Genomic DNA, 18,960 nt, shown 5'->3' with positions numbered 1-18,960 from the left:
AACCTGACCTCACTCACGGCAGGTCGCGTGATGCATACACACGTCAAGCATGACTGTTTAAGATTCATCACAGGGGGTCAAACAAGCGCTTTTCAACCCCCTTTTCTACCGTGAAAGGTGCGAGTGCCTTTAGTCGTCGAGGTTTACGCCGGCTTTGCGTGCGCGGGTTATTGCTGATGTGAAGGTGTGTTTTGTTTCCACCACCTTTGATAGCTGTTGTGCTACGGATTTGAGTTTTTTCTCCGGCCCCATAATCAAACATGAGCCTGCTTCGGGTTCAAACACTAAGCCTCTGAGCGCTATTTTTTGCTCTTTGAGCAGGAAACGGGTGAGGGTTTCGAAGAAGTACCCATTGGGTTCGATGTTGAGTTCAGCGGCGCATTGGCGGATTGTTTCGCTTAGTTTGTGAGTATGTAGCACTACTGCTTTGGGTTCGTTGAGTAAACTCACGGCTCCTTCATCGGTGCTGTTTGTGGGTTCGGGGTCTACTACTACCGGTATGTAGTGTTTGTCTACCAGATTTGGGTACTGTGGCCGTGGTGTATCGATGAGTCCGTAGAGCCCTAATGAATCTTCCAATGCAAACAGTAAGTGACAGTCCATGGGGATCGAATCGGGGGAAAAGTATGTTCCCTCAGGCACGGTTTCTACAAAATCACCTTGAGGTGGGTTTGTATCAAAAACCTGCCGTGAGATAAGTCGCTGTGCCTTTGGGACAAATTCTGCAAGCCGGTCGCGGGGGATAGTAGTAGCTGTTGTGGCAAAACTGCGTTCTATTGGATTCCACGTCGATGCCCCGTGATAGGAGTAGTAGTACTCAAAGGGTACGGGCACAGGTGCGTTTTTGTCTTTGATTATTGTGCAGTATTGTCCGCGTGCGAAGTCTCGTTTTGCGATCATGACTGGTGGGATGAGCAATTCGTTGCGTTCAACCAGTGGGTAGAAGCTGGTATCTGAGGGGTCGTCTATTAAGGCTCGGTAGAGATGCACGTATACCGCTGCGCCGAAGAATGCTTCGGTTGAGACAATCCCACCGGGAATATAACCTGCTGTGGTGTGCAGCAGGCATAACTGCCCTTTCTTAGGCCGTGAACCTTTGACGTTATCTAAAATCAAACGCAGCATATTTTAACCTCCCACTTTTAGCTACTACTTAGGCTGGTTTGGGTTCTTGTGTTTCGCGGTGGATTCTTCCTTCATAGGTGAGGTAGATGCCTAGCCTTGGGCCGTTGTCTAAGAACCATTGTGCGATTTCGCCAGCTACAAAGGTTTGCTGGAGATATTGCGGTACGCGGAACATTCCTAAGGGTTGGGCTGGGTCTTCGGTGACAACAAGGCGCTCTACTTTTTTGATTTGCCGTTCATCGATCGGCAGGTGTGAAAATTCTTCCCTGTAGATCAAGTCTTCGGAGTGTTTCAGTGCTTCCCCTGTGACGGTGGTGGTTGTGCTGATCATGTATGCTTCCACATCGGAGTTGTGAAAGCGCACGGGAAATGCCCGCATAGTAGGGTCGATCTGGGAGTATTCATCAATAAAGGCTTGGTTGGCGTAGAAGAAACCGCTGAGTAGTTCGGTGGCGATATGCGGTGTAGAGGAGGCTAGAGCAGCCAACTGTTCGGGGCTGGCATCTAATTCAGGAATTCGATCTGATGCTCCCATCCGAACCAAATGTGTTTGCTCAAACCGGTAGCTCAAATAATTGTCCGGATACACAAAATCCTCACCGACCCCAAGGTAATCATTGTCGGACAAAATTGCATAATATTTATCTGGATTAATTTTCATGAGAGCATCTCTTGTGTGTACTGATCGCTAGGCTGGTTCTTGTGTTTCGCGGTGGATTCGGCCTTTAGGCTTGAGATAGATCCCTAGCCTAGAGCCGTTGTCTAAGAACCATTGTGCGATTTCGCCCGCAACAAAGGTTTGCTGGAGATGTTGCGGTATACGGAACATTCCTAAGGGTTGTGTTGGGCCTTCGGTAACAACCAGACGATCAGCATTTCTGATATCCCGCTGGTCTACTGGTAGGTCGGCATGTTCTTCTCTGTAGACCAAGCCTTTTGAGTGTTTCAACGCTTCCCCCGTGACGGTGGTGGTTGTGGTTATCATGAACGCTTCCACATCGGAATTGTGAAAGCGCACGGGAAATGCCCGCATAGTAGGGTCGATCTGGGAGTATTCATCTATAAAGGCCTGGTTGGCGTAGAAGAAACCGCTGAGTAGTTCGGTGGCGATATGCGGTGTAGAGGAGGCTAAGGAAGCCAACTGTTCGGGGCTGGCATCTAACTCAGGAATTCGATCTGTTTGGCCCACCCGTAGAAATTGATTTTGCCCAAACCGGTAGCTTAGATAATTGTCCGGATACACAAAATCCTCGCCAACCCCAAGGTAGTCATCCTCGGAAAAAATGACATAGTACGATTCTGGATTAATCTTCATGTTCCTTCCTCTACTTCTCCCGCGACCACCTCGTAGCGGGGTTTTCATGGGTGTGTTCCCTTTAAATGGGCTTGGATTAAAGCCTGCCTGGTGTGGGGTGGCATCAAAGGCATAGGCATGGATAACACCTCACGCCATCACTGAAATTAAACACTGTGCACAATCCTAAACAATCAGCGAAAACCACTACCAGTAGAAACGCACAAAAAAATGCTGATAATCCTCCGAGAAAAGGTTGTAAAAACACGATGGAAAAATTTAAAAATGTGAATCTTGGGAATCGTGCAAGGTTGGAAAAGAGCCTATAAACGCTGTGCCAAGCGTATTGTGGAGAATTAATGAAAATTTGAATGTGATAACAACATTCCGCTCAAGAATAATGATCCTATGTACACCTGCCATGATTGTGTACCTAGAAAATAGCGACGGATGATTCCGAAAAGTATCCCGGCCCAGACTTAAGTTGGCGTTCCTACTCGAACCAAATTGCTCGCCACATTACAAGTACTGTCGTAATGGCATGCCTCAAATATGCGAAAGTAGATTGCCTGTAGGCACGCTGGCCATTGGAACTAGTACCTGCACTGAACCGTATGCTGCGCGGTTGGCTTGGGTTGAACCGAGTGTCGAAGTGGCTAACAAAATCACACTTTTGTCAGCCATGAAAGTACCAACGAAAAACGATCAGTCCTTTGTGTCTGATTCTTTTCCATTGTCGCTACTTGGTTTAGATAGTCCGTCTGCAGATGGTGTGTCAGCGGGCGGTACTGCTGGTGGCGTTACTGCAGGAGGTGTTGCAACCGGAGGTATAGCGGTTGGTGGAACTGCGGCAGGCGGCACTGCTGTTGGTGGCATTCCAGCAGGTGGTGTAGCAGCTGGCGGAACTGCTGTAGGAGGTACCGCTGCAGGTGGTGTTGCAACCGGAGGAACCGAAGCAGGAGGCATTGCTACGGGAGGAACCGCTGCTGGTGGCACTGCTGCCGGTGGTGCAGCCATTGGAGTCGTTGCTGCAGGGGGAGCCACGGCGGGTGGTGTAGCAGCTGGCGGAACTGCAGCAGGTGGCACTGCTGCCGGTGGCGTTACAACCGGAGGTACCGCTGCAGGTGGTGTTGCCGCAGGAGGTGTTGCAACCGGAGGTACAGCGGTTGGTGGAACTGCGGCAGGCGGCACTGCCGCTGGTGGGGTCGCGACAGGTGGTATTCCAGCAGGTGGTGTAGCAGCTGGCGGAACTGCAGTAGGAGGTACTGCTGCTGGTGGAGTGGCTACCGGAGGTACCGCTGCAGGTGGGGTTGCTGCGGGTGGAGTTGCCACTGGTGGGACTGCAGCGGGAGGTGTTGCAACAGGAGGTACAGCGGTTGGTGGAACTGCAGCAGGCGGCACTGCTGTTGGTGGCGTTGCCGCAGGCGGTGCCGCTGGTGGGGTCGCGACAGGTGGCGTGACCACTTGTGGAGTATGCGACTGTGGGGTCTGCGTTGCGGGTGCGCTGGCAGGTTTATCCGCAGGTTTCGTGGATGGTTTAGGGCTCAGTGGGATGCGGGAAGGAGTATCCAAAAAAGCCTTCGCACGAGGAGTCGGAAGATCACCACTAGTGGTGCGCACGGCGTCGTTAAGCATCTGCGCCACATCACGCACAGCCGGGGCGCTATCAGCAACCGCCTTCACACCACCAGACATCATTGTGTTACAAAACGGGCAACCAACAGCAATCGCCCCAGCACCCGTGCCCACAGCCTCAGCCGCACGATTCTCATTAATACGAGAACCCAGCTTCTCCTCCATAAACATCCGGGCACCACCAGCACCGCAACAAAAACCCTCATCACGATTCCTAGGCATCTCCACCAAATTCGCGCCCGTCGCCGCAACCAACTCACGCGGCGGATCAAACACCTTATTATGGCGACCCAAGAAACACGGATCATGATACGTCACAGGAGCCCGATTCTCAGGGCTGCGCGGAATCGGAACCAAAAGCTTCTCACGCACCAAACGATTCAACAACTGCGTATGGTGAAAAACATCAAAATGCCCATCAAAATCCGGGTACTCATTACGCAACGTATTAAAACAATGCGGACACGTCGTAATAATCTTCCGCTGACCTACAGGCACACCAGCAAAAACAGAATTTAACGTCGCAGTATTCTCAGCCGCAAGCTGCTGGAACAAAAACTCATTACCCGCACGCCGCGCCGGATCACCCGTACACGTCTCACCCTTCGACAACACCGCAAACTTCACACCCGCCGTATGCAAAAGCTCAACCACGGCACGAGTCGTACGCTTACCCGCATCATCAAACGCGCCAGCACAACCCACCCAGAATAAATACTCAACATCGGTGAAATCATGCACATCCTCACCAAAAACAGGAACCTCAATGCCATCGCGACGCGCCTGCTCAACCCAGCCCGCACGCTCCTGGCGATTCCGACCCCACGGATTCCCCTTCGTCTCAAGATTCTTAAACAAACCCGCAAGCTCCGAAGGAAACTCCGACTCAGCCAACACCTGAAAACGGCGAAGATTCGCAATATGATCAATATGCTCAATATCCACCGGGCACTGCTCAACACACGCACCACAATTGGTACAACTCCACAACACATCCGGTGCAACAGTAAGCCCCTCACCCACCAACTTGAGCACATCCACCCCAGCATGAGACTCATCCGCAACAAACGTGGCAGGATCACGCAAATAATCCGCATTCGCCACCGCAGCATCACGAATATCCATCATCAACAACTTCGGCGACAACGGCTTTTCCGTATGCCACGCCGGACACTGCTCCTGACAACGGCCACACTCCGTACAGGTCGCCGAATCCAACAACATCTTCCACGGCGCATCCGCTAAAGACCCCACCCCAAGACGCGGCTGCTCATCGAAATCCTCCAAAGACTCCAACGTCAACACCGTCGAACCACTCGTCAACGGCGGCAACGCACCCAACGCCTTCGAACCATCCGAATACCGGCGGAAGAAAATACTAAAAAACGCCAAAAAGCGGTGCCAGGCCACACCCCAGGTGAGATTACAAGCAACAACAATCAACCACACCATGCCGGTGAGAAGCTTGATCAACGCAAGCACACTGACCAACACTGGCGAAGCAGGCAACAACTGCGCAATATAAATAGTGCCGAAATCCGCCACATAACTGCCCTGGCCAAAGGCAGCAATCTTCGCAGCCTTAACCCCCAACATGCCTAAGGCTTCAACCAGAACAACTGCCTCAACAAAAAATGCGGCAACCGACTGCGAACCATAAAAGCGTGACAAGCGACGCCGAGACGACGTCGACAAGCGCAGAGTGAAAAGAAAACCGATACCGGCAACCGTGCCCCAAGCCAGCACCTCTTCAACAAAATGATACAAGCGTAAGTCGGACAGTACCGGCCAGCCCGAATCCGGGGCAAAAGTCTGAATATACGCCTCAAACCACACCAGCGAGCCAAACAAAAAGCCCACCATCACCAGCCAGTGCGCCACCGCAACCGCCGGTTTGCGAATCAGCTCAGTGTGGAAAAACACCTCGCGAAACACCACACCTGCACGCCGCAGGAGGTGGTCAGTGCGCCCCACCGTCGGTTGCCCGGAAGCAATGAGGCGATACACCCGGAAAATAGCGCGGATAAAAAACGCCCACGCGGGCAGCGACATAACAATGCCAACGACACCGATAAGCACAGTCGGGCTAATGGCAAAGGACATAATAAAAGGGCTTCCTTAAAAAATGAGGGTAAAGGGCTGAATCACCCACTACTTTAGCCCGTGCCAAAAGCTCACCCAAGCAGGCACAGAAACGAAAGACCTACACCCACAAGCCGCAACTACGCGCCAACGCAAGCTTTTCCTGCCAACCAGCGAAATCCAAATCGGTCGGTAAATCAAGCGCGTTATCCCACACCGTCACCGCAATATCATGGGCCACGAAAGCCAAAACACTATCGGAAAACACCCGGGCAGGTTTGGCCGAAGCCTGCCACAGTGCGGCCGCAACAGCAGCGTTCACCTGCTGCTCAGAGTGTGAAGGGGCAGAAATAACCGCATCATAAAAAGGCCGGAGTGAATCAATGGATAAATCACCAGGCTGCTCGGCGGTACCGATCGTCACATTGCCCACTACACGTACCCGGCTACGGTGAGAATCGGGTTGGTGGCGTGAGGCAGGGCCAAGACCAATAGGGGCGGGGGCGGGATCGACAAGATCAACGTGGATAGTGTGCTCAACGCAACGCATCAACAGATCGGCGGCGTACAAGCCGGCAGCATCAGCGCCGATAATTGCAATACGAAGTGTGCTCATGCGGGGGTTGCCTTTCTGTCAATGAGTGGGGATAGGTAACTACACACAAATATAGACCAATTAGTCTGTGTGGGTAAACAGGTCTGTCTACTCGGGTGGAGTGTGTGGCTTGGTTGGGTGCGTGTTTTTGCGCGTGAAAAGCTGGCTTGAAATGGGAAAAGGTGGAGCTTGTTGGGGGAAGTGGCTGGGTGGGGTGGTGGGTGAATAAAACTCTAGGTGATGAGATAGACCGTCTTGTCTATGATTTTGTGTTTTGTGTGCTTTGTGTGGGCGTTGTTGGAGCGTTGGGTGTGGTGGAAATAGTTTCATTCACGCCATATTGTGAAGGTAAAACCGCAGTTCAATGTCGTTTTACGCTTTTGTGAACAGATTAGTTTCATTGAAATAGACCAACTTGTATGCAACGGTGTAAAGCAGTGAACAAATGAAAGGACACCAAGCACCATGACAAGCCCAACAACCACCCGCGAACGTCGCCCAGCACGGGCGAAAAAACCCGAAGGTCAATGGAAGATTGATGGCACCGAAGCCTTGAATGCCGATGAGCGTATCAAGCAAGAAGAGCCAGCATTTGCTGTGCGTCAGCGTGTTATCGATATCTATTCCAAACAGGGATTTTCTTCCATTCCGCCGGAAGATATTGCACCGCGTTTCAAGTGGCTGGGCATTTATACGCAACGTCGCCAGAATTTGGGTGGGGAGTTTACGGGTCAGCTCGACAACCACGAATTGCAAGACGAGTTTTTCATGATGCGCATCCGCTTCGATGGCGGGCAGCTGACCCCACAACAGTTAAAAACAGTGGGGGAGATTAGCCGCGACTATGCGCGTTCCACCGCGGATTTTACTGATCGCCAGAATATTCAGCTGCACTGGATACGCATTGAAGATGTGCCCGCGATTTGGGACAAACTCGATGCAGTGGGCCTGAGCACTCTCTTAGGCTGCGGCGATGTTCCACGAATTATCGTAGGCTCGCCCGTCGCTGGCATTGCCGCCGATGAAATTATCGACGCGACCCCTGCGATTGAAGAAATTCAGCGTGAGTATTTGCCGCGCGAAGAATTTCATAACCTTCCCCGCAAATTTAAATCCGCCATCAGTGGCAATGCCCGCCAAGATGTGACACACGAAATCCAGGACGTTGCGTTTATTGGTGCATTCCACCCCGAGTATGGTGCGGGTTTCAGCGTGTTCGTTGGTGGCGGGCTGTCAACAAACCCCATGCTTGCCCAAGATTTAGGGGTGTGGGTTCCCCGCGAACGGGTTGCGGAAGTGTGGGCTGGGGTTGCCGGAATTTTCCGCGACTACGGTTTTCGGCGGCTGCGCAACCGTGCCCGTCTCAAATTCCTCGTCGCCCAATGGGGAGTAGAGAAATTCCGCGACATTTTGGAAACGGAATATCTTACTTCCCCGCTTATCGACGGCGTGAGCAGCCCGATTGCACCCCGCTACCGGGATCATTTAGGTGTGCATCCGCAAAAAGATGGCCGCTATTACGTGGGGGTCAAACCCACAGTGGGGCACGCTACCGGCGAGCAACTCATAGCTATTGCTGAGGTTGCTGAAAAATTCGATATTACTCGACTGCGCACCACGGTGGATAAAGAATTGCTGTTCCTCGATGTGGAGAAGACGGATGTTGAGTCGCTGCAGCGTGCCCTTGAGGCGACGGGTTTGTATAGCAATCCTTCCGAGTTTCGGCGTGGCATTATTTCGTGCACAGGGCTAGAGTTTTGCAAACTCGCCCACGTGACCACCAAAGCACGCGCCATCGAGCTTGTCGACGACCTCGAAGAGCGGCTAGGTGAACTGGATGTTCCCTTGAAAATTTCCCTCAATGGCTGCCCAAACTCCTGCGCCAGGTCGCAAGTGGCTGACATTGGGCTGAAAGGTCAAATCGTCACCGATGACGATGGCAACCGGGTCGAAGGATTCCAAGTGCACCTTGGTGGTGCGCTAGGGCTTAATCCCGATTTTGGGCGCAAACTACGCGGGCATAAAGTCACTTCCGCCGAACTCGGCGATTATGTGGTGCGCCTGGTTGAAAAATATCGAGAACAACGCACCGAAGGTGAACAATTCCGTGACTGGGTTCTCCGCGCACACGAGGAGGATCTGCAATGAAACTGCGCCGCAGCCCCAACCCCAACAGAAACCACCCACTGCACTGCCCCTACTGCGCCTCCACTGTCTTGCTTCCTGAAATAGACACAGAATTTGCGTGGGAATGCCTCGAATGCACTCGCGTTTTTGAGGTGAAATACCACGGACAAAACGAAGCTGATGCGCTCATCACACCCGCAGTATCGACCACCAGTGCGCTGCAAAACTCGCTGCGAAAACGAGGCCACACACTATGAATTTTCTGCCCCGCATAGCCTATGCCGACCCGTTAGTCTCCCCAGCACAACCGCCCCTTGTTTCGTTGGACGAGCAGACACAGACCCGTAATAAGTACCTAGTGGAGCGCGACAGCAATCAGCTGTATCACGCCGATGCCAGCACCATCTTCAACTGGGCGCGGGAGAATATTGCTGCACCGATCGTGGTGACCTTATCCATGGAAAACACCGTGCTGGCCGAACTTGCCAGCACTCACCTACCCGAAGCAGACTTTCTTTTCCTGGAAACCGGCTACCATTTCCCCGAAACCCTCGAGGTAGCCGCCAAAGTGGAAAAACGCTACCCCAATACTCTCCTCAGGTCGGTGCCTGTGCTCAGCGTCAGTGAGCAAAACCGCACCTACGGCCCTAGCCTGTACCGGACAAACCCGACCGCCTGCTGCCGCATGCGCAAAGTCGAGCCCCTCGCGGCGTCGTTAAGCAACTACAGCGCATGGGTGACCGGGTTGCGCCGTGCCGACGGCCCCACACGCGCAACCACCCCGGCGATCGAGCTGGATGCGCAGGGACGTATCAAAATCAACCCGCTGGTGACCTGGACACTTGAAGAAACCGAAACATACACCCGCACCCACAACCTCATTCGCCACCCCCTGACCGACCAAGGCTACCTGTCCATCGGATGCGCCACCTGCACCCTGCCCGTGGCCGAAGGGCAAGACCCCCGCGCGGGGCGCTGGGCAGGCAGCACCAAAACCGAATGCGGACTGCATCTTTAACACCCACAGAAAGAACAACCATGACCACATTGTCACCCCACCTGCGCGCACTCGAAGATGAATCCATCCATATTCTGCGGGAAGTAGCAGGACAATTCGACAACGTTGCCCTCCTGTTTTCCGGCGGCAAAGACTCCATTGTGGTGTACGAACTCGCCCGGCGCGCCTTCGCCCCAGCCACAGTGCCTTTCGAGCTTCTCCACATTGATACCGGGCATAACTTTCCCGAAGTGATCACTTTTCGCAACCAGCTCGTCGCCGATACTGGTGCCCGGCTGCACGTGTCCTATGTGCAAGAGTGGATCGATAAGGGTGCGCTCCACGAACGCCCCGATGGTAGCCGCAACCTATTACAAACTGTCCCGCTTGTTGAGACTATTGCTCAGCGTGGCTACGACGCGGTGCTCGGCGGGGCGCGCCGCGATGAGGAACGCGCACGGGCAAAAGAACGCATCTTTTCTGTGCGCGATAGCTTCGGCGGGTGGGACCCGCGCCGCCAACGCCCTGAATTGTGGAACCTGTACAACGGTGCGCACATGCCTGGCGAAAACATTCGTGTCTTCCCTATTTCTAATTGGACGGAAGCAGATATTTGGGACTACATCCACGCCCGCAGCATTCAACTGCCCAGCATTTACTTCGCCCACCAGCGGGAAGTGTTCAACCGCAACGGCATGTGGCTGAGCCCCGGCGACTGGGGTGGACCTCACGAGGGCGAAACACTTGAAACACGGCTTGTGCGCTACCGCACCGTTGGTGATATGAGCTGCACGGGGGCTGTGGAATCGCAGGCAACAACCGTGGCTGATGTGATCACCGAAATCGCGCAATCACCCGTCACCGAACGCGGGGCGACACGTGCGGATGATCGTGTCAGCGAATCAGCAATGGAAGACCGTAAGAAAGAAGGATATTTCTGATGAGTGCACTCGATGTAGCCCCACGCACCCACACCCACAGCGAGGATGACACCTCTGCTTGCTCAACAGTGGTGCGGAAAACTCTCCGACTGTGCACTGCGGGCAGTGTCGATGATGGAAAATCAACATTTGTTGGCCGTTTGCTTCACGACACTAACTCCGTGCGCGTCGATCAGCTCGAACACGTTACCCGAAGCTCCCACCAGCGTGGGTTTGCTGGTATTGACTTCTCCCTGCTTGTCGACGGCCTGCGCGCCGAACGCGAACAAGGCATCACCATTGATGTGGCGTATCGCTACTTTTCCACCAAGGCGCGCACCTTTATCCTCGCCGACACCCCAGGGCATGTGCAATATACTCGTAACACGGTGACAGGCATGTCCACCTCAGATGTTGTTGTGCTGCTTGTCGACGCCCGCACCGGCGTTAGTGAACAAACACGCAAACACTTAAGCGTCGCCGGATTACTCGGCGTATCCGCAGTGATCCTCGCTGTGAATAAAATCGACCTCGTTGACTATTCCGAAGACATCTTCAACCAGATCAACGCCGACTTCACCCACATCGCCACCAGCTATGGGATTAACCGCACCTTTGCAGTACCCATCAGTGCCCTTCACGGCGACAACGTGGCCGAAGCTTCCACCGCCATGGACTGGTACACCGGGTCAACCGTGCTTGATTTGCTTGAAACCATTGATGTGGACACCGACACCACCCCAGTGAATGCACGCTTTCCCATCCAATACGTCATCCGCGAACACAGCAATGACTACCGCGGCTATGCGGGGACACTAGCAACAGGTGAACTGCAGCTGGGGCAAAAACTGTATACCAGTTGCGGCCGGGAGGCCACCGTGATCGGAATTGATACAACAGACGGCGAAACAACCACAGCGCGCGCCGGGCAAAGCATCTGCGTGCGGTTAGCTGAAGACATCGATCTAAGCCGTGGCGATCTTTTGTCCGCTAAACCAGTTGCCGCACAGCGAACATTTACCGCCACCATCGTCGGCGTGCACGAAACCCCCTTAAATCCGGGCCAACTCCTAAAGCTGCGCACAGGTACGAGCAGCGTTCGCGCTAGAATCGCCACCCAAAACGCCCCTCAAAGCGTGGGGTTAAACGATATCGCAGAAATCACCATCGAACTTGCGACCCCGCTGCCAGTAGAGACCTATCATTCCCGTGGCGCTGTGGGCAGTTTCCTGCTAATCGACGCCAACAGTGGTGACACCCGCGCCGCCGGAATAATCACAGCAGTGCCATGACACCGATCATCATCCTCGCCCACGGTTCCCGGCACCAGCAGGCCCCCGCTGACCTTGACTCATTACGGCGCAGCGTTGCCGAAAGCAGTGGTCGGCGGGTTGAACTAGCATTCCTAGACCTATGCCTGCCCAGCATTGATCAGGTGTGTGCGCACCTGCATGCTGAAGGTGAAGATCAAGCGGTAGTCGTGCCACTACTTTTTACCAGCGCTTACCACCACACCGTCGATGTGGTTCACGCACTACACAACCAACCCATAGCACTGCACTGCACCGACCTGATCGGCACAGGTGAGGATGTTGCACGACTTTTGAGCGCCCCTACAGGCTGCACCCATCTGCTCTATGCGGTGGGTTCGTCCAACCATGAGTCGAATCAAGCAGTACGTGAGCTGGCGGCCAGCGTTGGTGCGCAGGCGGTGTTTGCCACCGGCGTCGACAAGCATGATCTCACACAGGTGGTCACGGGATACGAATCTGTCCACATTAGCCCACTGTTTTTCGCCAACGGCCTGCTGCTCGATAAAGCACGTGCCGCACTGGCCCAGCACACACATGTCAGTTTTGCACCACCCTTAGCCCATCGCGCGGCTAGCGTCGTGCTCGCCCGACTCTAAGGAAACGATTACCATGCGTACACTAGTGCTCATCGCCATAGCAGGAGCAGTCGCACAGCTTGTCGACGGCGGGTTGGGCATGGGCTTTGGCGTCACCTCCACCTCCATCATGATCATGCTCGCCGGGCTAGGGCCCGCGCACGCCTCAGCCGTTGTGCACGCAGCAGAAGTTGGTACCACCTTTGTTTCTGGGCTCAGCCACTGGCGCTTTGGCAACGTGGACTGGAAAGTCGCACTAACTTTAGGAATACCCGGCGCGATCGGGGCGTTTATTGGGGCGCAACTACTCAGCACCATGCCCCTGGATCAGGCGAAACCGCTGACAGCCACCATTCTTACTCTGATTGGGCTTAACCTCGTGTGGCGTTTTAGTCGGGGGCGCACAAACCGAAAAGCTGAGCTAAAAAAACCGTATTCGCGTCCTTTTTTATGGCTGCTCGGGACCATTGGCGGCACCATTGATGCAACAGGTGGTGGCGGTTGGGGGCCGGTGACCTCCTCCACGCTGTTAAGCATGGGCAGACAGCATCCAGCCAGAATTATTGGGACAGTGAACACAGCTGAGTTCCTTGTTGCCTGTGCTGCCACCGGTGGTTTTATCGCGGGGCTATGGTCCGATATTTATCACCATTTCCCAGCGATCATGGCTTTGTTGATTGGTGGTGCCCTTACTTCACCTGTAGCTGCGTGGCTGGTATCGCGCATCAATCCCACGTTGCTCGGTGGATTTGTGGGAACACTGCTTGTAGTGTTGAACATCCCCATTGGTGGGTTCTGGCTCAAGCTGGGATTGTGTGTCTGCGGAGTGCTGTTCAGTGTGCGGGGGATGCAGGCTCGTCGTCGAGCCACCATCATCGTGGAAACAGAACCACAAGGGCAGCGCTATCTCAGCGGAATTTCTCCCTGAAAAAAGGGCGATACCGTGGGAATACTTCTGCCACACCCCCAACGGTGCACCCCCGAATTAGGGTATAGGGGCTGTTTATTAACCTTTCGTTCACCTAGCGGGAGAAAGCTAGTGCGCGTTAGGTTTTGAAATTCAAGAAAGTTGAACTTGTTCCTATGACCAACAGCACCATGACGGTTCCCGCACCACATGAAACCGGCTCTGATAAATGGTGGCACCTCTCTTTCGGTGGCCTCCTCGCTATCACCCTCGTTGTCTTCGGGCTCTGGTCTTTCGACTACGTCGGACCTGAAGCAAACAAAGCAATCCTGATCACCACCATCGTCTTCGGCGTCTTCATGGCCTTCAACATTGGCGGTAACGATGTTGCCAACTCCTTCGGAACCTCCGTCGGCGCTGGAACACTCTCCATGAAACAAGCCCTCGTGGTGGCCGCAATTTTCGAAGTCTCTGGTGCTGTTCTCGCCGGCGGTGAAGTCACCGATACCGTCAAATCCGGGATCGTCGACCTCGACGCCATCGATCTCGACCCCCTCCACTTCGCCTTCATCATGATGGCTTCCCTCCTCGGTGCCGCGATCTGGCTGTTGGTAGCAACCCGCATGGGCTGGCCGGTATCCACCACCCACTCCATCATCGGTGGCATCGTCGGTGCCTCACTGACCCTCGGCCTCACCCAGGGCCTTGGCACCTGGAACATGGTGCAGTGGGACAAGATCGGCTCCATCGCACTGTCCTGGGTTTTATCCCCAGTACTCGGTGGTGTGACCGCCTTCTTGCTCTTTGGTGCAATCAAACGTCACATCCTCGGCTTTAACGACAAAGCCGACAGTGAACTGCGTGCTATTAAGGAAGAGCGCATCAAGCTCCACAAAGATTTCAAATCCTCCTTTGAGCGTCTCAACGAAGTGCAGCAGCTGGCATATACCAACGCCATGACCCGCGACGCAGCCCTCATCGCCGAACGCGACTTCGACCCAGACGATCTCGAATCCGACTACTACCGCGACCTTCATCGTCTCAACACCCGCCGCGACAGCCTCAACACCCACCGCGCACTGGAGAACTGGGTTCCACTGCTCGCCGCAATCGGTGCCGCACTCATCGGCGCAATGATGCTGTTCAAGGGACTCAAGAACCTCGAATTTGGTCTAACCTCCATCGGCAACTTCCTGATCCTCGGCATGATCGCCGCAGTGGTCTGGATGGCAGTATTCATTTTCTCCCGCACCCTCAAGCGCCAAGAACTCGACCGCGCCACCTTCATCCTCTTCTCTTGGATGCAGGTATTCACCGCCTCCGCCTTTGCTTTCTCCCACGGCTCCAACGACATCGCTAACGCAATCGGCCCCTTCTCCGCAGTACTCGACGTACTCAAAACCGACGCCATTAATAGCAAAGCCGCAGTGCCCACCGCCGCCATGGTCACCTGTGGTGTCGCACTGATCGCAGGCCTGTGGTTCATTGGCCGCTACGTGATCCAAACCGTGGGCTCCGGCCTGACGAAGATGCACCCCGCATCCGGTTTCGCCGCCGAACTTGCCGCCGCCGCCGTGGTCATGGGCGCGTCCCTGCTGGGTCTGCCAGTATCATCCACCCACATTCTTATCGGTGCAGTGCTCGGTGTTGGTGTGGTTAACCGCGCGGCGAACTGGGGCTTGATGAAGCCCATCGCCATGGCGTGGGTGATCACCCTGCCCGCTGCCGCCCTTGTTTCCGGTGGGGCAGTACTCGCCCTGAATGCCATCTGGGGCTAAACATACAACCCCTGGGCGCGTACGTACCGGGCACGAGCTTTGAGGAGAGAAAGCCGAAGCGCCCTGGAACAAAGGTGTGTGTTCCAGGGCGCTTCGGTGATTTTTAGTCAGAGTCTTCAGCAGGTGCAGCTTTACGTCTGCTCATCCGTAACAGTCTGGTCTTAAAAGCCGCAAGGTTAATCGTGCCAGGCTCCTCGTTGGTGGCAATTTCCATCTCCTCCAACGTGATCTCACCCGAACGCAACGACACCAGCTCAGCATGGTAACGAATAATCACCGCCAAGGTTGCGGTAATCGGAACCGCAAGGAACGCACCAATCACACCAAACATCGTCGAGCCTAAGGCCACAGCTAACAACACCACAGCAGCATGCAAATTCATGGCACGCGACTGCAACATCGGCTGGAGCACATTGCCCTCAATCTGCTGCACGATAATGACCGCAGCCAGCACCAAAATCGCATTCGTGAGGCCATTGCTGATCAGCGCAATCATCACAGCAAGAGCACCAGCGGTAAACGCACCCACAATCGGAATGAAACCGCCAAAGAAGGTCAACACTGCCAAGACCAAAGCAAGAGGCACATCCAAGATGATCAGTGCGATGCCGATCAGCACGGCGTCGACAAGCGAGACGATAGCTTGGGTGCGAATAAACCCAGCAAGCGTATTCCAGATGCGGGTGAGCACCTCAGTCAAATGCCAGCCCGCATTCGTGCCCGTCAAACGACGCACCATGGGCAGGAAACCGGTGCCATCTTTGAGGAAGAAGAAGGTCAAAATTAACATCAGCACCAAGGTGACAATCACCGAGGTTGCGGTCGACAAACCGGTAAACACGCCAGAGGCGATATCCGAGGAACGCTTTTGCAAGAAGCCTGTGACCTCATCAATCACATCCCTAAATTGGCTGAGATCAAGGTTGAGCGGTGGTCCTTGCACCCACACCTGAAGACGCTGCACACCTTCAGTTGCCTTCTGCACCAAATCTTTCGACTGGGAGGCAACAGATGGAGCCATCGCGGAAAAAATGCCGCCCATAATGGCGAAAAAGCCAATAATGACCGTGGCGGTGGCCAATGCAGGATGTAAACCCTTGTTGCGCAGCCAGCGCACTGGCGGCCACAACACCGTGCTCACCAACAGAGCCAACAGCACGGGCAGAAGGGCGGTCCAGATTGCGCCCAAACCCTTCCACAGCAAGAAGCCGGCAGCGACCATAATGATGAAACGTAACGCCCAGGCCGCAGCCCAGCGGCCATCTTGGCCCAAGATTACGGCGCGGTCGATATGTGCGACACCGACTTCGCTTTCCGAGGGCAGCACAACATCGTTGTTGGCGCGTTCGGCCATCATTTCTTTATCAGTCTCAATGACATCGTCGATGAAAGACTCTATGTCTTTTTCTTCAGCTGCCTGAGTGTTTCCGGTTTCGCGGCCGGTACCGCTGTGTTCAGTGTTCATTGGTATCTACTTTGCCACAGAAAGTTCGGGTGCTGCCAGCACGAATGCTTTTAGCACGGGATTAATCGTGAAAAACAGTGGGAAAAATAGCTCGTTTACAACCTAGGGCTTGAGCTATATTCACGCAAGTTTTATAAACTTGAGTCAATCTTGCTCAACTTTACTAGCGTTTTAAAAAAGTATCTGGTATCTTTGCCTACAGAAGTTGAGCCATTAAGGATCAACTTGCTGGAAAATACAAAGTCATAACACATTTTTATACCAAGGAGGAACCCTTATTATGGGACGCGCAGTAGGTATCGACCTCGGCACCACCAACTCTGTAGTAGCAGTTCTCGAAGGCGGCGAAGCAAACGTTATCGCTAACTCCGAGGGCTCTCGCACCACCCCTTCCGTTGTTGCTTTTGCCAAGAACGGTGAAGTCATCGTCGGCCAGTCCGCAAAGAACCAGGCCGTAACCAACGTTGATCGCACCATTCGGTCCGTGAAGCGCCACGTCGGCACCGACTGGAGCATCGGCATCGACGACAAGAAGTACACCCCACAGGAAATTTCCGCCCGCACCCTGATGAAGCTTAAGCGAGACGCTGAGGCTTACTTGGGTGAGGAAGTAACCGATGCAGTTATTACCGTTCCTGCTTACTTCTCCGACTCCCAGCGCCAGGCCACCAAGGAAGCTGGTCAGATCGCGGGCCTGAACGTTCTGCGTATCGTGAACGAGCCAACCGCTGCAGCTTTGGCCTACGGCCTGGAGAAGGGTGAGAAGGAACAGACCATTCTCGTCTTCGACCTCGGTGGCGGCACCTTCGACGTCTCCTTGCTGGAGATTGGCGACGGCGTGGTTGAGGTTCGCGCAACCGCTGGCGATAACGCACTTGGTGGCGATGACTGGGATCAGCGCATCGTTGACTGGCTGGTTGAGAAGTTCAAGGCGTCCAGCGGTGTTGATCTTTCCAAGGACAAGATGGCTATGCAGCGTCTGCGTGAGGCTGCTGAGAAAGCAAAGATTGAGCTTTCCTCCTCCCAGTCCGCAAACATCAACCTGCCGTACATCACCGTTGATGCAGACAAGAACCCACTGTTCTTGGACGAGACTTTGTCCCGCACTGAGTTCCAGCGCATCACCCAGGATTTGCTGGATCGCACCAAGCAGCCTTTCAACCAGGTAATTTCCGATGCGGGTATCTCCATCTCCGATATTGACCACGTTGTTTTGGTTGGTGGCTCCACCCGTATGCCAGCTGTTTCTGATCTGGTCAAGGAGTTGACCGGCGGCCGCGAGCCAAACAAGGGTGTGAACCCTGACGAGGTTGTTGCAGTGGGCGCTGCGTTGCAGGCTGGCGTTCTGCGCGGTGAGGTCAAGGATGTTTTGCTTCTCGACGTCACCCCACTGTCGCTGGGTATCGAAACCAAGGGCGGTGTGATGACCAAGCTCATCGAGCGCAACACCACCATCCCAACCAAGCGTTCTGAGACCTTCACCACCGCTGATGATAACCAGCCTTCCGTGCAGATCCAGGTCTTCCAGGGTGAGCGCGAGATCGCAGCGCACAACAAGCTGCTCGGCTCCTTCGAGCTTGGCGGTATTGCTCCTGCACCACGTGGTGTTCCTCAGATCGAGGTGACCTTCGATATCGACGCCAACGGCATCGTGCATGTCACCGCGAAGGATAAGGGCACCGGCAAGGAAAACACCATCAAGATCCAGGATGGTTCCGGTCTGTCTCAGGAAGAGATTGATCGCATGATCAAGGATGCGGAAGCGCACGCTGAAGAGGACAAGAAGCGCCGCGAGGAGCAGGAAACCCGCAACGCTGCGGAGTCCACTTCTTACCAGACCCGCAAGTTCGTGGAAGAGAATTCCGACAAGGTCGATGAAGCACTCAAGACCAAGGTTCTTGAGGCTTGCGACGCTGTTGATGAGGCTCTGAAGGGCGAGGACATTGAGGCTGTGAAGGCTGCAGTGGAGAAGCTCAACACTGAGGCTCAGGAGATGGGCAAGGCTATCTACGAGGCTGAGGCAGCGAAGGCTGGCAACGCTGAGGGTGGCGCAGCATCTGGCGACGACAATGTTGTTGACGCTGAGGTTGTTGACGAAGAGGGTGAGAAGTAATGAATCAGGACTTCCACAACGGCGAGAATCAGCC

At 54.4% G+C, this 18,960-nt stretch carries 15 protein-coding genes; 9 read left to right on the top strand and 6 right to left on the bottom strand.

All coding sequences use genetic code 11. The features are described 5' to 3' along the window. Positions 1 to 129: 129 nt before the first annotated feature. The 5 genes from CFELI_RS12110 to CFELI_RS12090 form a co-directional block, all read right to left on the bottom strand. The gene (locus CFELI_RS12110) at positions 130 to 1,125 is read right to left on the bottom strand and encodes a hypothetical protein (RefSeq protein WP_277105393.1); all 996 of its coding nucleotides are present in this window, start codon (positions 1,123 to 1,125) and stop codon (positions 130 to 132) included. A gap of 28 nt (positions 1,126 to 1,153) precedes the next feature. Next, positions 1,154 to 1,786, bottom strand: coding sequence for a hypothetical protein (locus CFELI_RS12105; RefSeq protein WP_277105394.1), 633 nt, complete (start codon positions 1,784 to 1,786; stop codon positions 1,154 to 1,156). A gap of 27 nt (positions 1,787 to 1,813) precedes the next feature. Continuing rightward, the gene (locus CFELI_RS12100) at positions 1,814 to 2,440 is read right to left on the bottom strand and encodes a hypothetical protein (RefSeq protein WP_277105395.1); all 627 of its coding nucleotides are present in this window, start codon (positions 2,438 to 2,440) and stop codon (positions 1,814 to 1,816) included. A gap of 684 nt (positions 2,441 to 3,124) precedes the next feature. Beyond that, positions 3,125 to 6,157: a (Fe-S)-binding protein gene (locus CFELI_RS12095; protein ID WP_277105396.1), complete on the bottom strand. Its 3,033-nt coding sequence runs from the start codon at positions 6,155 to 6,157 to the stop codon at positions 3,125 to 3,127. Positions 6,158 to 6,257: 100 nt separating this feature from the next. Next, positions 6,258 to 6,752, bottom strand: coding sequence for an FAD/NAD(P)-binding protein (locus CFELI_RS12090; RefSeq protein ID WP_277105397.1), 495 nt, complete (start codon positions 6,750 to 6,752; stop codon positions 6,258 to 6,260). Between the two features lie 444 nt (positions 6,753 to 7,196). Between CFELI_RS12090 and CFELI_RS12085 the strand changes: the two genes are divergently transcribed. The 8 genes from CFELI_RS12085 (at position 7,197) to CFELI_RS12050 (ending at position 15,348) form a co-directional block, all read left to right on the top strand. Continuing rightward, on the top strand, positions 7,197 to 8,879 hold the full coding sequence (locus CFELI_RS12085) for a nitrite/sulfite reductase (RefSeq protein ID WP_277105398.1): 1,683 nt from the start codon (positions 7,197 to 7,199) through the stop codon (positions 8,877 to 8,879). After that, positions 8,876 to 9,115, top strand: coding sequence for a hypothetical protein (locus CFELI_RS12080; RefSeq protein WP_277105399.1), 240 nt, complete (start codon positions 8,876 to 8,878; stop codon positions 9,113 to 9,115). Before CFELI_RS12085 ends, CFELI_RS12080 begins: the two co-directional genes overlap by 4 nt. Then, the gene (locus tag CFELI_RS12075) at positions 9,112 to 9,876 is read left to right on the top strand and encodes a phosphoadenylyl-sulfate reductase (RefSeq protein ID WP_277105400.1); all 765 of its coding nucleotides are present in this window, start codon (positions 9,112 to 9,114) and stop codon (positions 9,874 to 9,876) included. The genes CFELI_RS12080 and CFELI_RS12075 overlap by 4 nt, the downstream gene beginning before the upstream one ends. A gap of 20 nt (positions 9,877 to 9,896) precedes the next feature. Then, positions 9,897 to 10,796: a sulfate adenylyltransferase subunit CysD gene (gene cysD, locus CFELI_RS12070; RefSeq protein WP_277105401.1), complete on the top strand. Its 900-nt coding sequence runs from the start codon at positions 9,897 to 9,899 to the stop codon at positions 10,794 to 10,796. Beyond that, positions 10,796 to 12,067, top strand: coding sequence for a sulfate adenylyltransferase subunit 1 (locus CFELI_RS12065; protein WP_277105402.1), 1,272 nt, complete (start codon positions 10,796 to 10,798; stop codon positions 12,065 to 12,067). The genes cysD and CFELI_RS12065 overlap by 1 nt, the downstream gene beginning before the upstream one ends. Beyond that, the gene (locus tag CFELI_RS12060; RefSeq protein WP_277105403.1) at positions 12,064 to 12,684 is read left to right on the top strand and encodes a sirohydrochlorin chelatase; all 621 of its coding nucleotides are present in this window, start codon (positions 12,064 to 12,066) and stop codon (positions 12,682 to 12,684) included. Before CFELI_RS12065 ends, CFELI_RS12060 begins: the two co-directional genes overlap by 4 nt. A gap of 13 nt (positions 12,685 to 12,697) precedes the next feature. Next, positions 12,698 to 13,591 (top strand): sulfite exporter TauE/SafE family protein, encoded by an 894-nt coding sequence (locus CFELI_RS12055; RefSeq protein WP_277105404.1) that lies wholly within the window; start codon positions 12,698 to 12,700, stop codon positions 13,589 to 13,591. A gap of 155 nt (positions 13,592 to 13,746) precedes the next feature. Continuing rightward, the gene (locus tag CFELI_RS12050) at positions 13,747 to 15,348 is read left to right on the top strand and encodes an inorganic phosphate transporter (protein WP_277105405.1); all 1,602 of its coding nucleotides are present in this window, start codon (positions 13,747 to 13,749) and stop codon (positions 15,346 to 15,348) included. A 103-nt stretch (positions 15,349 to 15,451) separates the two neighbouring features. Here the strand turns inward: CFELI_RS12050 and CFELI_RS12045 are convergent, their stop codons facing one another. Next, entirely contained in the window at positions 15,452 to 16,702 is a 1,251-nt protein-coding gene (locus CFELI_RS12045) for an AI-2E family transporter (protein ID WP_277105417.1), read from the bottom strand. 391 nt (positions 16,703 to 17,093) lie between these two features. Between CFELI_RS12045 and dnaK the strand changes: the two genes are divergently transcribed. Continuing rightward, on the top strand, positions 17,094 to 18,926 hold the full coding sequence (gene dnaK / locus CFELI_RS12040) for a molecular chaperone DnaK (RefSeq protein ID WP_277105406.1): 1,833 nt from the start codon (positions 17,094 to 17,096) through the stop codon (positions 18,924 to 18,926). Positions 18,927 to 18,960: the final 34 nt, after the last annotated feature.

The organism is Corynebacterium felinum, from assembly GCF_030408755.1.
GTDB lineage: Bacteria > Actinomycetota > Actinomycetes > Mycobacteriales > Mycobacteriaceae > Corynebacterium > Corynebacterium felinum.
The sequence above is the reverse complement of the archived record's forward strand: the minus strand, read 5'-3'. Positions and strand labels throughout refer to the sequence as shown.

Coding starts and splice junctions, on each gene's coding strand:
- CFELI_RS12110 (WP_277105393.1), bottom strand. CDS start 1,125: ATGCTGCGTTTGATTTTAGATAACGTCAAAGGTTCACGGCCTAAGAAA.
- CFELI_RS12105 (WP_277105394.1), bottom strand. CDS start 1,786: ATGAAAATTAATCCAGATAAATATTATGCAATTTTGTCCGACAATGAT.
- CFELI_RS12100 (WP_277105395.1), bottom strand. CDS start 2,440: ATGAAGATTAATCCAGAATCGTACTATGTCATTTTTTCCGAGGATGAC.
- CFELI_RS12095 (WP_277105396.1), bottom strand. CDS start 6,157: ATGTCCTTTGCCATTAGCCCGACTGTGCTTATCGGTGTCGTTGGCATT.
- CFELI_RS12090 (WP_277105397.1), bottom strand. CDS start 6,752: ATGAGCACACTTCGTATTGCAATTATCGGCGCTGATGCTGCCGGCTTG.
- CFELI_RS12085 (WP_277105398.1), top strand. CDS start 7,197: ATGACAAGCCCAACAACCACCCGCGAACGTCGCCCAGCACGGGCGAAA.
- CFELI_RS12080 (WP_277105399.1), top strand. CDS start 8,876: ATGAAACTGCGCCGCAGCCCCAACCCCAACAGAAACCACCCACTGCAC.
- CFELI_RS12075 (WP_277105400.1), top strand. CDS start 9,112: ATGAATTTTCTGCCCCGCATAGCCTATGCCGACCCGTTAGTCTCCCCA.
- cysD (WP_277105401.1), top strand. CDS start 9,897: ATGACCACATTGTCACCCCACCTGCGCGCACTCGAAGATGAATCCATC.
- CFELI_RS12065 (WP_277105402.1), top strand. CDS start 10,796: ATGAGTGCACTCGATGTAGCCCCACGCACCCACACCCACAGCGAGGAT.
- CFELI_RS12060 (WP_277105403.1), top strand. CDS start 12,064: ATGACACCGATCATCATCCTCGCCCACGGTTCCCGGCACCAGCAGGCC.
- CFELI_RS12055 (WP_277105404.1), top strand. CDS start 12,698: ATGCGTACACTAGTGCTCATCGCCATAGCAGGAGCAGTCGCACAGCTT.
- CFELI_RS12050 (WP_277105405.1), top strand. CDS start 13,747: ATGACCAACAGCACCATGACGGTTCCCGCACCACATGAAACCGGCTCT.
- CFELI_RS12045 (WP_277105417.1), bottom strand. CDS start 16,702: ATGGCCGAACGCGCCAACAACGATGTTGTGCTGCCCTCGGAAAGCGAA.
- dnaK (WP_277105406.1), top strand. CDS start 17,094: ATGGGACGCGCAGTAGGTATCGACCTCGGCACCACCAACTCTGTAGTA.